The following is a 14,162-nucleotide window of genomic DNA, read 5'->3' on the forward strand; positions in this document are numbered from 1 at the left end:
GGTCTACACCGTGCCCGCCGACAAGAGCATCGCCGAAGTGCTGGAGGACAACGGAGTCCCGCTCGACACCTCCTGCCGCGAGGGTCAGCAGAGCCGGTAGGTCCGGTTGGACAGGTCAGCGTTCGTAGACGCCGGTCAGTCGGCCACGGCCGAGGACGGTTGCGGTGACCGTGGGCAGGAAGGCGCGGGGACGTGCCCGGTCCACCGGTGTGGGGCCCGGGGTGCTGTCCACGGGGGTTGAGAGGGCGAACAGCTCGAAGACGTAGCGGTGTGGCCCGTGGCCTTTGACGGGCGCGGGACCGTGGTAGCCCCGTCCGATGGTCGAGCGGAGGATGCGCACCCCGGGTCCCGGCTGCCGCGCGGCCAGGGCGCCGGGCTCCAGGTGTCCGGCCGCCGGGTCGATCAGGGCGAGACAGTGCACGGCGGGCTTGGCCATGGGGACGTCGATGTCCTCTACGACCAGAAGGAGTTGGGCGGTGCCGGGTGGGAGTGGGGACCAGGCCAGCTGAGGGGACAGGTCGTCGCCGCCGATCTGCTTCGCGCAGTGCTTCAGCGGCATGGTGTCGCCGTCGCCGAAGTCCTGGCTGGTGAGGGTCAGCAGCTCGGGGCCTCGCAGGTTGGGCAGGTTCCACGCCGTGTGCGTCTCGCCCGCCCTGCGGTTCTTCAGGAGTCGACCGAGCAGGGTCATCGCGTCGCCCCCACCATGTCGATGACCTCGGCGGTGGTCGCGGTCTCGCCCAGCTTGGGGAAGACGCGCTCGACGCTGTGGCGATGGGCCTCGGGGTCGGGATCGCCCATGGCGTCGGTGGCCAGGACGACGTGATAGCCGTGGTCGGAGGCCGAGCGTGCCGTCGATTCGACGCCCGAGCTGGTCGCGATGCCCGAGAGCACGACCTGTGTGACGCTCAAGTCCCGCAGGAGCGTGTCGAGTCCGGTGTCGTGGAACGCGCTGCGCCGCCGCTTGGTGATCAGGTGGTCGGTCGGCTGTACGTCGAGTTCGTCGATGAGGTCGGCCCAACCGGCGGGCGGCGTGGCGGTGTTGGCGGACTGGCCGGTGTCAATGCGCCCCAGCATGGGGCTGTTCGCGGAACGTCCGGTGTCGGTACGTCCCGGAGCGCGGCCGGTGACGTTGACCAGGATCACCGGGAGTCCGTGTCGCCGGAACTCGGTGGCGAGGTGGGTTGCCTGCTTGACTGCGGCGGTGACCGGGGCGTCGGTGAGGGCCGGGACAATGCCCTTCTGCAGGTCGACCACGACGAGCGCGGACGCGGGGTCGATTGTTGTCAGTGGCATGGGAGTTGCTTCTCCTGTGGATGCCGGCCGGTTGCCGGGCGCGGGGAAAGAAGGCGGGGAAAATAAGGGGGCCGCTCAGCCGACGGCCTACCTGTCCGGTCGTGCGAGGGCGTCGCCCGTGGCGGGCTCACGCGGTCCGGGGGTCTTGGCCGTGGGGCCGGTGCTGGCGCCGCGCAGCAGGGAGGCGATCGCGGCGAGGAAGGCGAGGGTGGCGCCGAAGGCGAACACGATGACCAGGCCGGAGTGGAAGGGTCCGGATATCAGGGTCGGGAAGAACTCGCTGCCGGTCAGGGTGTGTTGCTGCGTTGCCGTCAGATGGGTCAGGACGCCGCTGGGCTGGAGCAGGTGCTGGATCGGGTTCACGCCCAACTGCGCGGCGAACAGGGACGAGACCGGGGGCAGCCCGCCGACCTGAGCGGCCAAGTGGGCCGGTACGCCCTGCTGTTGCAGTCCCGCGGTGAGGGTGTGCGGGAGGCTGCCGGCCAGTCCGGCGATCATGAGGGAGAAGAACACGCCGATGGAGACGGCGGTACCGGAGTTCTGGAAGGTGGCACGCATGCCGGACGCGACACCGCGCAACCGGGCGGGCACACTGCCCATGATCGAGGAGGAGTTGGGGGAGGCGAACATCCCGCTGGCTATCCCGTTGAGCGCGATCAGCACCGCGAAGATCCAGTAACTGAAGTCGATCGGCAGGCACATCAGACCCAGGAAGCTGGCGCCGAACAACACCGCGCCGCCGGTGGCCAGCCCCCGGGAACCGAGCCGGTCCGACAGATACCCGGACACCGGACCCGCGGCGAGGAAGCCCGCGGTCAGCGGCAGCATGAAGATGCCGGCCCACAGCGGGGTGTCGCCGTAGTCGTAGCCGTGCAACGGGAGCCAGATCCCCTGCAGCCAGATGATCAGCACGAACTGCATCCCGCCCCGGCCGATCGAGATGGCCAGGCCCGCCAAGTTGCCGAAGGTGAAGGCCCGTTGGCGGAAGAGGCTCAGCTGGATCATCGGTGCGGAGACGCGGTTCTCGATGACGACGAACGCCGCCAGGAGAAGCAGTCCGCCGGCTATCAGCATGTCGACCAGTGGGTTGGTCCAGCCCATGGTGTGACCGCCGTAGGGCTGGAGGCCGAAGGTGATCGCGATCAGGGTGGCGCTGAGGCCCACCGCGAAGGTGATGTTGCCCCACCAGTCGATGCGGCCGCCGTCGTGCTTTGCGGTCTCGCGCAGGGTGCGGTAGGCCCACACGGTGAAGAACACGCCGAGGTCGTGGCCCAACTCCTCCTACGGCGAGCCAGCGACCCACTGGACCGACTGACTCCTCGCGAGCGTGAGGTACTGGCCCTGATGGCCGAGGGACGCTCCAACTCCGGCATCGCCCGACAACTGGTCGTCAGCGACAGCGCGGTGGCCAAGCACATCAACAGCATCTTCATGAAACTCGGTCTGCCGTCGGTCGACAGCGACCATCGCCGGGTGCTGGCGGTACTGCGGTTCCTGAGCGCGGAGTGAGTGGGGCCAGGTGGGCTGGGCGCTCCGAAGGGGCGGTAATTGCGTTTCGCGCAAGGCCTCCGAGAGCTACTGTCCCAACCGCCAGTGACCGCCGAGAAGTTGGAGCCCAGAGATGCCCGGTCGTCCGGGCGCGCGTTGACGTCGTAGGCCGTGATCGGCCCGTCATCGCGTGCCGCCCTTGATGTTGCTGCGGCACAGCGAGCCTTTCCCTCCCCGCTCGAACCGTGGGCGCGTCCTTCGCGCGCGCCGGGTCGCGGGTCTCGTTGTCGGCAACTCAAAGGGTTCTTGTGCCGTCCACTTCGAACAATGACTTCCGGTGGCTCTGGTTGGGGCAGACAGTCTCCCAACTCGGCGAACAGACGAGCCTGGTGGTCCTACCGCTCTTCGCCGTCCTCACGCTCGACATCGGTGCCGGACAGCTGGGTGTCCTGCGTGCGGTGGAGCAGGCGCCGATCCTGCTGCTCTCGCTCCTCGTCGGTGCCTGGGTGGACAGATGGCGGACGCGTACGGTGATGGTGGTGGCCGACGTCGGCCGAACCCTGGTGCTGGGCGCGGCCGCCGTAGCCGGATTGCTCAACTGGCTTGGTCTGCCCGCCCTGTTCGTGCTGGCCTTCGTCGCCGGGGTCCTGTCCGTGTTCTTCGACGTGGCCTACCAAGCCTCTCTCGTACGGCTGGTGATGTCCGATCAGTTGGTGCGGGGCAACAGTGTGCTGGAGGGCAGCAGGTCCGCCGCTCAGATCGGTGGTCCCGCCCTCGGCGGCGCCCTGGTGACCCTGCTGTCGGCACCGATCGCTGTCGCCTCCAGCGCGCTGTTCTTCGCGCTGTCGTTCCTGTCGGTCCGACGGATCCGCCGTACCGAGTCCGTCCCGGAGCGCTCGGAACGTTCCCCTCGCGTATGGCGGCGGATCCATGAGGGCCTGCGTTTCGTCGCCGGCGACTCCTCGCTGCGGGCCGTGTGTCTCGCCGCGGCCGCCTTCCAGTTCTTCTTCGCGGCGACGATGACCGTCTATCTGCTCTTCCTCCCACGCGAACTGCACCTGTCGGGCACCGCCGTAGGCCTGGCGCTCGCGGCGACCGGTCCCGGTGCGCTCCTCGGCTCGGTACTGGCCGCCCGGCTGCCGGGCCGGTTCGGATACGGCACGGTGCTCGTGGGCGCGGCGGCACTCGGCGACGGCGCGTTCCTGTGTGTGCCCGCGCTGCAGGGCTCGTCCGCGGCGACGATTTCCGTCCTCCTCGCGGTCAACTTCGTGTTCGGGACCGCCGGACAGCTGGTGAGCGTCACGGTCATGGCCGTCCGGCAGGCCGTGACTCCGCACGGGATGCAGGGGCGTGCGGCCGCGACGATCACGTTCGCCGGCATGGGGCTGGCGCCGCTGGGCTCACTGGTCGGCGGGTTCCTCGCGCAGGAGTGGGGGCTGCGCACCGGCCTCCTCGTGACGGCCGGGGGCATGGTGCTGTCCCCGGTGGTGATGGCGCTGTCCCCGCTCGTACGCCTGGGCAAGGATCTTCACGCTCTTGCACGTGATCGACCTGGTGCCGAGTAGGGAAGCGGTGGCGGGGCCTTGGTTAACCTGCACGGGTGACCATTGACCTGACCCTGCTGCCGCGTGTCGCCTATCGAAGACAGGAGGTCACCGCGCCCCGTCTGCGAGGTCTCCTCGCGTTGCTCGCGGGCGACTCGCGCACCGGCTGCAGCACCGAGCGGCTGGTGGAAGGGTTGTGGCCGGACGAGTTGCCGGAGCGGCCGGGGAAGGCGTTGCAGGTTCTCGTGTCCCGGGCGCGGGCGCAGTTGGGCGCGGACCTCATCGTCAGCACGCCGACCGGATACCGGCTCGCCCTCGCCGAGGACCAGGTCGACAGCTCGGCCCTGCTGCTGCACGCGGCCGCCTGCGCGGACCGGGCCAGGGCCGGGGACCACACGGGAGCGCTGGCCGCCGCCGAGGCAGGGCTCGCGCTGTGGGAGGGCACCCCCGACCAGGGCGGCGACACCAACGACCCCGTGGCCGCGCTGCGCGCCGAGCGCGCCCCCGTCCGCGACACGCTCGTCCGCGCGCAGGCGCTCGCGCTCGCCCGCCTCGGACGGCACGCGGAGGCCGCCGGACCGCTGGCCGTCGCCGCCCTGGCGCATCCGCGCGACGAGGAGGTGCTCGGTGAGCTGCTGCGCGGCGAGGCGGCGACCGCGGGTCCGTCCGCCGCGCTGACCCGGTACGAGGCGTACCGCCGCGAGCTGCGCGACGAACTCGGCACGGACCCGGGCGCCGGACTCAAGGCCGTACAACAGGAGTTGCTGCGCGGCGAGGCGCCGGTGGCCCGGCATGGTGTGCCGCACGAGCCGAACCCGTTGCTCGGCCGCGACGAGGACATCGCGTCGGTTGAAGGGTTGCTCCGCTCCTCGCGCGCCGTCACCGTCGTGGGCCTCGGCGGCCTCGGCAAGACCCGGCTCGCGCACGCCGTCAGCCGCCGGGCCGAGCAGCGCGTGGTGTACTTCGTGCCGCTCGCCGGCGTCACCGAGGACACGGACGTGGCCGCGGAGGTCGCCTCCGCGCTCGGCGCCGGTGCCATGAACGGGCCTGCCTCGGGCGACCCGGTGTCCGGCATCCTCGGCGTGCTCGGCTCCGGGCCCGCGCTGCTGGTCCTCGACAACTGCGAGCAGGTCATTCGGGGCGCCGCCGACCTCGTACAGGCCCTGGTCTCGTCGTCCAAGGACCTACGGGTGCTCGCCACCAGCCGGTCCCCGCTGGGCCTCACGTCGGAGGCGGTCTACGCGCTGCCGGAGCTCGGCCTCGGCGTCTCGGTCGAGCTCTTCACGCAGCGGGCCCGGGCCGCCCGGAGCGGTGTGGAGCTGCCGCCGGACGCGGTGGCCGAGCTGTGCCGCCACCTCGACGGGCTGCCGCTCGCCGTGGAGTTGGCGGCGGCGCGGGTGCGCGTCCTGTCGGTGCCGGACATCGCCCGCCGCCTCGGCGACCGGTTCGCGCTGCTGCGCGGCGGGGCACGGGACGTGCCGGAGCGCCACCGCACACTGCACGCGGTCGTGGAGTGGAGCTGGAACCTCCTTGCCGAGGACGCCAGGGCCGCCCTGCGCACGCTGTCCGTCTTCCCCGGCGGCTTCTCCGGCGAGGCGGCCGAACAGGTGCTCGGCGAGGACGCGTTGCTCCTGCTGGAGCAGTTGGCCGACCAGTCGCTGCTCACCGTCGCCGACACCCCGGCCGGCGTGCGGTTCCGCATGCTGGAGACCGTACGGGAGTTCAGCGCGGCCCGGCGTACGGAGGCGGGCGAGGACGAGGCGGCCGTAGACCAATTCCTCGTCTGGGCGCGGGACTTCGGGGTCGCGTACCACGACGTGCTCTTCGGTTCGGACTCGCAGGCCGCCTGGGAGCGGATCAAGGTCGAGCAGGACAACCTCGTGGCGGCCCTGCGGCACGCCCTGGCCCGTACGGACAACCCCGCGACCGCCGCCGTCACCGCCGTCCTCGCCGGCCTGTGGTCCACCGGCACCAACTACCCCCGCCTCATGGCCCTCGCCGAGGACACCGGCCCGGCGCTCTCGCACTACCACCCCGCGCCCGACTACGTCGAAGTCGCCCGCACCGCCGCGGTGTTGGGCACGGTGACCGTGTTCATGGGCCCGGGCCCACGCGCCGTACGCCAGCTCGTCACCCTCCGGCGGCTGCCGCCGGCCCCGCCGACCTCGTTGATGCGCGCCACCGCGATCGTGCTGAGCGCGATCCCCGAGATACGGCCGCCCGACTACGACGTGCTGCGCAGGCTGTGCGAAGTCGGGGGCGGCGAGGGGCCGTTGCTCTCCGGTATCGCCGAGTGCGTGGCCTGCTACGTCTGGGAGTTCCAGCACGACATCGAGCGCGCGCTGGTCTCCGCCCGCCGGACGGTCGTCGGACTGGCGCGGGTCGACAATCCGTCCGTGCAGCTCATGGTGCACTCGCGGCTGAGCGAGCTGTGCCTGCGGACGGGGCGGGGCGAGGAGGCGTACGAGCATCTCAAGGCGTCGCTCGCCGTGTTGCCGCGGCTCGGCGACGGGCACGACCACATCGGTATCCGGTCGCTCCTCGTCCTCGCCTGTCTGCAGCGCGGCGACGCCGACGAGGCCGAGTACTGGCTGCGGCAGGCGGAGAGCGACAACACCCCGCCGGAGGACGACTTCTACCGGCCCGACCTCGGCGGGCGCGCCGAGATCGCGCTCGCCCGCGGACTCACGGAAGTCGGACTCGGCCTGTGGCGCGGCGCCGTGGAGCGCATGCTCGCGGCCGGCGCGCTGCGCGACGACGATGCCTGGCTCGACCCGTGGGCGTTCATGGTCCAGGCGGTGTCGGTGACGGCGCACGCTCGTGCCGGACGGCTCGCGCTGGTAGCGGAGTTGGTCGACCGGCTGCGCCTGAGGCTGCGGACGCTGCTCGCCGAACCGGTCGGCTCGCCCTCCGAACTCCCTTTGTTCGGGACGATGTTGCATGCCCTCGGCATGGTGGGGATCGCGTCCGGCGAACCCGGTGCGGGTACCGGTGCCGATGCCGTACGGATGATCGCGCTGGCCGAACGGCTCGGCGTGCTGCGGGAGTTCCAGCCGACGATGTCGGCGGACCTCGCCCGGCAGGCGGCCGAGAACGCCGACAGGGCGGCGTACGCCGACGCGGTGTCGGAGTACGCCGCCCTGGGGCGGGACCAGTTGCGGGAGGCGGCCCGCGCTGTCATGGCGATTACCTCGGGTCGCGGTTGAACTGTGCCTGCGACCAGCGGTAGCCGAGGGCGGACAGGGCCAGGCACCAGGCGATGGCGATCCACCAGTTGTTGCCGATCTCGGTGCCGAGCAGCAGGCCGCGCAGGGTCTCGATGGCCGGGGTGAAGGGCTGGTACTCGGCGATGGGCTGGAACCAGCCCGGCATGGTGTCGGCCGGGATGAAGGCGCTGGAGATGAGCGGGAGGAGGATCAGCGGCATCGCCATGTTGCCGGCCGCCTCGGCGTTCGGGCTGGCCATGCCCATCCCGACCGCGATCCAGGTGAGCGCCAGAGAAAACAGCGCGAGCAGTCCGAACGCGGCCAGCCACTCCAGGACCGTGGCGTCCGTGGACCGGAAGCCGATGGCCACGGCGACGGCACCGACGAGGACCAGGCTGGCGAGCACCTGCAGCACGCTCCCGACGACGTGCCCGATGATCACGGAACCGCGGTGGATCGCCATCGTCCGGAAGCGGGCGATGACGCCCTCGGACATGTCGGTGGCGACGGAGACCGCGGCCCCGATCACGGTGCTGCCGACAGTCATCATCAGGATGCCCGGGACGATGTACGCGATGTAGTCGGAGCGATCGGCGCCGCCGATGCCGGCGCTCATCACATCGCCGAAGATGTAGACGAAGAGCAGCAACAGCATGATCGGCGTGAGCAGCAGGTTGAGGGTGAGGGACGGGTAGCGGCGCGCGTGCAGCAGGTTGCGGCGCAGCATCGTGGACGAGTCGCGCACGGCGAGGGAGAGGGTGCTCATCGGACGTTCTCCTTGGGCTGGTTGGGGACCTTCGCGCCGCCGGTCAGGGCGAAGAACACGTCGTCGAGGTCGGGGGTGTGCACGGTCAGCTCGTCCGCCTCGATGTCGGCGGCGTCCAACCAGTCGAGGATGGCGCGCAGTTCGCGCTGGCTGCCGCCGCTGGGGATCTGCAGCGAGAGCGTCTCGTCGAACCGGGTGACCTCGCGCAGGGCCGCGGCGGCGGACTGGTAGGCGTCCGGGTCGGTGAAGCGGAGTCGTACGTGTCCGCCGGGGACGAGCCGCTTCAACTCCTCGGCGCTGCCCTCGGCGACGAGCCTGCCGTCGTTCAACACCGCGATGTGGTCGGCGAGTTCGTCGGCCTCGTCGAGATACTGGGTGGTGAGGAAGACGGTCGTACCGCCGGAGACCAGCTCCCGGATGATGCCCCACATGTTGTGGCGGCTGCGGGGGTCGAGGCCGGTGGTCGGTTCGTCGAGGAAGATGATCCGGGGGCTGCCGACCAGGGTCATGGCGAGGTCGAGGCGGCGCTTCATGCCGCCGGAGTAGGTGGAGGCGGGTTTCTTCGCGGCCTCGGTGAGGTCGAAGCGCTCCAGGAGTTCGGCGGCGACCCGCCGGCCCTCCTCCTTGGGCAGGTGGTGCAGGTCCGCCATGAGGAACATGTTCTCCTCGCCGGTGATCAGGCCGTCGACGGCGGAGAACTGCCCGGTGACACCGATCGAGGCCCGCACGGCCTGCGCGTCGGTGGCCAGGTCGTGACCGCCGACCCGCAGCTCGCCGGCGTCGGCGGTGACGAGGGTGGAGAGGATCTTGACGGCGGTGGTCTTGCCGGCGCCGTTCGGGCCGAGCAGGGAGAAGACGGTACCGGCCGGCACGGCCAGGTCGATGCCGTCGAGCACTGTCCTGTCCCCGTAGGCCTTGCGCAGCCCGGTGGCCGAGATCGCGAGTTCGTGGGTCGTTGTCGTCATGCCGCAGAGCTTGCGGCGGGGCGCATTCAGCTCGGTTTCACGGTGGTTTCAGTGCCCTGGAACCGGGCGGGGCCGAGCGCTTCGGTGATGCGTGCAGAGAACCCCGCTCCGCCGCCGTGGCACCGACAAGGAGCACGGACGGAGCCACGCCGATAGGCTGATGGTGCTCGGCACATCGGCGCGCGCCCAGCCGGAACTCCAACCGCAGCACAGGAGGAATCGTGGCCGGACAGTTTGAGGCGACAGCCGAGGTCAACCGCCCCGTCGAAGAAGTCTTCGCCTTTCTCGCCGAGGGCACGAACGACCCCAAGTTCAGCCCGAGGGTCCAGGAGATCACCAAGACTCCCGAGGGCCCCACGGCTGTGGGCACCGTCTTCACCAGCACGGTCAAGGACGCCGGTATGAAGACGGGCCGGAAGTTCCGGATCACCGAATACGACGCCCCTCACCGCATCCGCTGGACCGAGGCCTCCAAGAACGTCGTGACGGCGGCCGAGGGCGGCTACGACCTGGAATCCACTGGTCCGGGCACGACCAAGGTGCGGATCTACAACGTCCTCGAAGGCCACGGCGTCGGCAAGCTCCTGGTGGGCTTCGCCCTGGGCGCGGCCCGCAAGGACGCGCCCGCGTTCGGGCAACGCATCAAGACGGCGGTGGAGGCGTCCTGACGGGCGGTCCCAGGAAACCCAAGAGCCCAAGAAACCCTATGAACTCGCCGTCGCGGGGCGGCTGTTGTACGCCTCCACCTCCAGGAGCGGACGACCTGAGGTCAGGGACCGGGTCGGCCAGGACAGGGTGACGGTCTGGGACTCGTCGGGCAGGAGCCACAGGTAGTTGTGGCTGTACAGCGTGGGCAGTACGCGATGGCCGGTCGTGCCGTTCAGCAGGGAGAGGCGGACCATCGCGGCGACGGCCGGACCGTGATTGCGGACGGTGGCGGTCAGTTCGGTGCGGGTTCCGGAACGGGACAGGCGGCCGATCGTCGCGGAGACCTTCGTCTGAGGTGCCGTGTTCAAGGCCTGCATGGCGGCCGGCGTGCGATAGCGCCAGTAGGTGTTGCGCGACAGAACCCGGCCGTCGCCGCCGGTCAGCGTCAAGCGGAGGAGATGGAGGTCCGGCAGGTCGTCGGTCCAGGCGGCGCTGAACGCCTTCGTGGTCGCCGCCGGTGCCACGTCCAGTCGCGCGCTCTTGTTCCCGCCGAGCCGACGACCCGTCAGATCGGTCAACTGCGCCGAGACCACGGCGTTCTTCAAGCCGTCGCGCGTGTGGTTGACCGCGAGGACCTGGCCCTCGGGGTCGGCCTGGACGTGCAGGGGTTCGCAGGCCGAACGGGCGCCGTAGTACGTGCCGTTGACGTCGAAGTCGTAGTCGTAGGTCTGCCAGACCGTGCTGTGCCACGCGGGGTGGGACATCCACAGCATCAGACCGCTGGCGTTGTCCCAGAGGTTCGCGTTCCAGGCCTCGAACATGGCGCGCGTGTTCTCGTAGTTGACGAACTGGGCCTTGCGGGCGAAGTCGTCCAGGCCGGTGGTCGTTCCGAGGCGCGCTTCTACGGCCGCCTTGTACGTCTGCGGTGCCTGGTTTCCGCGCTCGCTCCAGTCGTGGTAATACCACGCGCCGCGGATCGGCCACTCGGGCTCGTCGCCCGTCATGTTGCGCATGCTGGCGGCGGTGGAGACGACGGGCATGCCGATCTCGGTGTGGAAGCCGAAGTCCTTGCTGCCGTAGGTGGTTGGGTCGAAGTACTTCTCCGGTTCCACCCAGCCGTACGGTCCGCCGCCCGTGATGATGCCGCCGGCCGAGTTGTTCTGGTAGAGGATTCCGGGGGCCTGTCCCTCCACGGCCTCGCGCATGCCCTGGTCGATGGCGGCGGGCGGATTGCCCTCGTTGGCGCCGCACCAGATGACCACGCTGGGGTGGATGCGGTAGCGCAGAACGGTGTCCCGTGCGATCGAGTTGAAGGCGTCGTGGTCCGGCGGGTCCATGCCCCACGCGTTGGGGAAGTCGTTCCACACCAGGATTCCGTGCTCGTCGCAGGCGGCGAAGAACTCCTCCCGGTCGGACGTGCCGACCCAGTTGCGGATCATGGTGAAGTTCATGTCGCGGTGCATCCGCACGGCCGCGTCCATCCGCTCCGGCGGCATCCGGCGCAGCAGCTCGTCCCAGCCCCAGTTGCCGCCCCGCGCCAGGACCCGCACCCCGTTCACGCTGATCTTCAACGGGTCGGGGGTGTTGGACACCGACTTCACGTCCGTCCACGTGTCCCCGTCGTCCGACACCTGGATCACATAGGTCTTGGGGTAGGCCGACTCCCACAGGATGGCGACCCGGTCGAAACGTTTTGAGGCTCCGAGGTCGACCTGGATCCACTGGTGGTCCTCGTACTCCGAGGACCAACGGGTGCTCGTATCGCCGTCGGTGGCGTGCGCGGCCGGGTGGTCGGGATCCTCGGTGGACGCGGTCGTCTTCTGGTGCAGGGCAAGGTCGGTTCCGGAGGCGGCACTGTCGATGACGCCGAGGGACCACAGGGAGTTGCCCCAACTGGTGTTGCGCAACCCGCAGGCGATCCGGACGTAGCGGGCGGTCTGCGCGGTGAAGTCCTCTGCTTGCAGGCTCGCGTTGCCGTTGTTGAACGGCAGCGGAACCGCGCTGTTGTCCACCGACGCGGCATCGGCCCAGGTGGCGTTGTCGGCGGAGACCTGCACCAAGTAGGTCTTCGCATACGCCTGTTCCCAGACCAGGTCGACCCCGTCGACGGACTGCACGGACCCCAGGTCGACCCGGATCCACTGGTCGTCGTCGTAGGCCGAGGACCAACGGGTGCCCGGATCGCCGTCGGTCACGTTGCCGGAGCCGTGGTCATCCCCGTCCGTGCTCGAAGCGTCGGCCTGCGCGTGCAGGGCCAGGTCGGTGGCGGGCCGAGCACTGTCGCGTACGGCCAGGGTCCACAGGGAGTAGCCCCAACCGGACGCCCTGGTCAGGCACTTGACGCGGACGTACCGGGCCTGTTGGCGGTCGAACGTCACGGACTGGGTATACGCGTCACCGGAGTTGGCGAACGGCAGCGGTACCTCGTACGCGTAGCCGAACTGGCGGATGCCGAATTGGCTGGTGCGGCGGTCGCTCTCGGAACCGTCGAGCGTTGCGGCGATGGTGAGCTTGTGGAGGGCCGGGTCGCCCAAACCGTTGGGCCACCACAACGCCGGGTCACGCAACCGTAGTTGACCGAAGACGGCAGGCGTGAACGTGACGTCGACGCTCTCGCCCGCAGGCACGGTGACTACCTTGCTGACCCGCACGTTGTCGAACGACGCGGAGACCGTCGTCCTGTGCTCCGCGGTGTCGGCGTTGCGGACCGGGACGACGATCGTCAGCTCGGCGACCGACACCTGGGGCAGGTTCGGCAGCACGGTGTCCACACGCGGATCGCCGATCACGACATGGCCCGTTGATCTCAGCCGGACGTGGTTCCAGATGCCGGCGGCCCGGTCGCGTACCGCCGGCATCCAGTCCCAGCCCGAAGAGGCCAGGTAGGTGGGGGAGTTGAGGTTCATCTGGTTGGCGCCCGCGTCCACCCAGGACTCGCCGGCGGGGCCCTTGTCGCCGGGGCTGCCGGGTACCGGCATGGGCGTGATCTTCACCGCGAGGGCGTTCGCCCCGCCCGTCGCGAGCAGCTCGGTGATGTCGTGGGCCGAGCGGGCGAAGGGGTAGGTCAGTCCGCCCACGTGGTGACCGTTGAGCCAGATGTCGGCCGTGTGGTTGACGCCGTCGAACTCCAGCCAGGTCCGGCGCCCGGACCCGGTGCGCAGCCCGTGCGGCAGCTCGAAGTCCCGCTTGTACCACCACGAATGACGTGACAACGCCTCCGGGATGTGGAGGTTGTTCAGTCCGACCACGGGGTCGGGCAGCTTGCCCTGGTCCACGAGTGAGGCCAACACCGTGCCGGGAACCGTGGCCGGCAGCCAACCGCTGGTGTCGACGGACGCCGTCGACAGCTTCGTGCCGTCGGCGCCGGCCCAGTCGTCGAGCGTCAGCCGCCAGCCGGACTCCACCGGGACCGTGCCGTCCTCGGCGACCGTCAGCTTGGGTGCCGGACCGGAGTGCGTGCCCCAGTCCGTCCATCCCGTGGCCGACGGCCGGTGGCCCGCGACGGTGCCGTAGACCTCGAAGCCGTTGAGGCCAAGGGGGTTGGGGTTGGAGCGCCTGAGTGAGGTCAGCCGTACCCAGCGTGCGGTGACCGGGCGAGGGAGCTGGATGTCGACCACTCCGCCCGTGCCGGCCGTGGTGCGGTACGCGCTGGTCCAGGACGTGTGGTCGGTCGACGTCTCGACGACGTACTCGACCGAGTAACTGGACTGGATCTCCTTGCCCGTTGTGCCGTCGGCCGGATTGCCCGAGGTGGGAGGCGTGAACACCGGGTCGCTCGCGTCGGCTTCGAAGGTGAGACGGATCGACGTGACGGCGCACACGGCCTGCAGATCGATCGCGATCCACTGCGGGTCGCCCGCCGCGGCACGCCATCCGCTGCCGCGCACGCCCGGTGACGCGAGCCGGTCCACCACGAACGAACCCGGGGTGGGCGCGTAGGCCGTCGAGGAGACGGACACCGGGCGGTGGAGCGCGAGTTCGCCGGGGGAGGAGGGCACGGTCGACGTGCCGCCACCGGTGGCGGAGGCGGTCGACATGGGCAGCAGGGAACCCAGGCCGAACCCCGCCAGCAGGGTGGAACCCGTGGTGACGACGGAGCGGCGCGACGGGCGTGGCGAACCCGGTTGATCTGTCATGAGCGTGATGTCCCATCAAACGTCGGCGGCACTGACAACGTTGCCAAAGGCTGTGACGCGGGGGGAGCTCTGTCAACCCCTGGTGCAAGGTTCGATCCCTCCTTCTAATAAATTAG

The 14,162-nt window shown here is 70.1% G+C and carries 9 protein-coding genes and 1 pseudogene; 4 read left to right on the plus strand and 6 right to left on the minus strand.

Annotated elements, in window-relative coordinates:
• Nucleotides 1-115: 115 nt before the first annotated feature.
• The 3 genes from ACFWP5_RS33730 to ACFWP5_RS33740 form a co-directional block, all read right to left on the minus strand.
• On the minus strand, nucleotides 116-688 hold the full coding sequence (locus ACFWP5_RS33730) for a YbhB/YbcL family Raf kinase inhibitor-like protein (RefSeq protein ID WP_384165304.1): 573 nt from the start codon (nucleotides 686-688) through the stop codon (nucleotides 116-118).
• Nucleotides 685-1,293 (minus strand): cysteine hydrolase family protein, encoded by a 609-nt coding sequence (locus ACFWP5_RS33735; protein ID WP_384165307.1) that lies wholly within the window; start codon nucleotides 1,291-1,293, stop codon nucleotides 685-687. Before ACFWP5_RS33735 ends, ACFWP5_RS33730 begins: the two co-directional genes overlap by 4 nt.
• An 87-nt stretch (nucleotides 1,294-1,380) precedes the next feature.
• The gene (locus ACFWP5_RS33740) at nucleotides 1,381-2,394 is read right to left on the minus strand and encodes an MFS transporter (RefSeq protein WP_384165384.1); all 1,014 of its coding nucleotides are present in this window, start codon (nucleotides 2,392-2,394) and stop codon (nucleotides 1,381-1,383) included.
• Nucleotides 2,395-2,553: 159 nt separating this feature from the next.
• On the opposite strand from ACFWP5_RS33740, the pseudogene ACFWP5_RS33745 reads away from it, so the two are divergent.
• The 3 genes and pseudogenes from ACFWP5_RS33745 to ACFWP5_RS33755 form a co-directional block, all read left to right on the plus strand.
• Nucleotides 2,554-2,802, plus strand: a pseudogene (locus ACFWP5_RS33745) (response regulator transcription factor); the annotation flags it as partial.
• A 287-nt stretch (nucleotides 2,803-3,089) separates the two neighbouring features.
• Entirely contained in the window at nucleotides 3,090-4,346 is a 1,257-nt protein-coding gene (locus ACFWP5_RS33750; protein WP_384165310.1) for an MFS transporter, read from the plus strand.
• A gap of 35 nt (nucleotides 4,347-4,381) precedes the next feature.
• Nucleotides 4,382-7,531 carry a BTAD domain-containing putative transcriptional regulator gene (locus tag ACFWP5_RS33755; protein WP_384165313.1) on the plus strand — a complete coding sequence of 1,050 codons (3,150 nt, stop codon included), beginning with the start codon at nucleotides 4,382-4,384 and terminating at the stop codon, nucleotides 7,529-7,531.
• Here the strand turns inward: ACFWP5_RS33755 and ACFWP5_RS33760 are convergent.
• Nucleotides 7,512-8,297, minus strand: coding sequence for an ABC transporter permease (locus tag ACFWP5_RS33760; protein ID WP_384165316.1), 786 nt, complete (start codon nucleotides 8,295-8,297; stop codon nucleotides 7,512-7,514). The two genes, ACFWP5_RS33755 and ACFWP5_RS33760, sit on opposite strands and share 20 nt — an antisense overlap.
• Nucleotides 8,294-9,262: an ATP-binding cassette domain-containing protein gene (locus tag ACFWP5_RS33765; RefSeq protein ID WP_384165319.1), complete on the minus strand. Its 969-nt coding sequence runs from the start codon at nucleotides 9,260-9,262 to the stop codon at nucleotides 8,294-8,296. The genes ACFWP5_RS33760 and ACFWP5_RS33765 overlap by 4 nt, the downstream gene beginning before the upstream one ends.
• Before the next feature lie 221 nt (nucleotides 9,263-9,483).
• Between ACFWP5_RS33765 and ACFWP5_RS33770 the strand changes: the two genes are divergently transcribed.
• The gene (locus ACFWP5_RS33770; RefSeq protein ID WP_384165322.1) at nucleotides 9,484-9,930 is read left to right on the plus strand and encodes an SRPBCC family protein; all 447 of its coding nucleotides are present in this window, start codon (nucleotides 9,484-9,486) and stop codon (nucleotides 9,928-9,930) included.
• A gap of 36 nt (nucleotides 9,931-9,966) precedes the next feature.
• Here the strand turns inward: ACFWP5_RS33770 and ACFWP5_RS33775 are convergent, their stop codons facing one another.
• On the minus strand, nucleotides 9,967-14,046 hold the full coding sequence (locus tag ACFWP5_RS33775) for a discoidin domain-containing protein (protein ID WP_384165325.1): 4,080 nt from the start codon (nucleotides 14,044-14,046) through the stop codon (nucleotides 9,967-9,969).
• Between the last annotated feature and the right edge of the window lie 116 nt (nucleotides 14,047-14,162).

Origin of the sequence: Streptomyces sp. NPDC058469, assembly GCF_042721125.1 — a bacterium.
Classification (GTDB): domain Bacteria; phylum Actinomycetota; class Actinomycetes; order Streptomycetales; family Streptomycetaceae; genus Streptomyces.

Bases quoted from the DNA above. Each gene is read 5' to 3' on its own strand.
- ACFWP5_RS33765 (WP_384165319.1), bottom strand. From the start codon at position 9,262: ATGACGACAACGACCCACGAACTCGCGATCTCGGCCACCGGGCTGCGC.
- ACFWP5_RS33730 (WP_384165304.1), bottom strand. From the start codon at position 688: ATGACCCTGCTCGGTCGACTCCTGAAGAACCGCAGGGCGGGCGAGACG.
- ACFWP5_RS33740 (WP_384165384.1), bottom strand. From the start codon at position 2,394: ATGGGCTGGACCAACCCACTGGTCGACATGCTGATAGCCGGCGGACTG.
- ACFWP5_RS33735 (WP_384165307.1), bottom strand. From the start codon at position 1,293: ATGCCACTGACAACAATCGACCCCGCGTCCGCGCTCGTCGTGGTCGAC.
- ACFWP5_RS33760 (WP_384165316.1), bottom strand. From the start codon at position 8,297: ATGAGCACCCTCTCCCTCGCCGTGCGCGACTCGTCCACGATGCTGCGC.
- ACFWP5_RS33775 (WP_384165325.1), bottom strand. From the start codon at position 14,046: ATGACAGATCAACCGGGTTCGCCACGCCCGTCGCGCCGCTCCGTCGTC.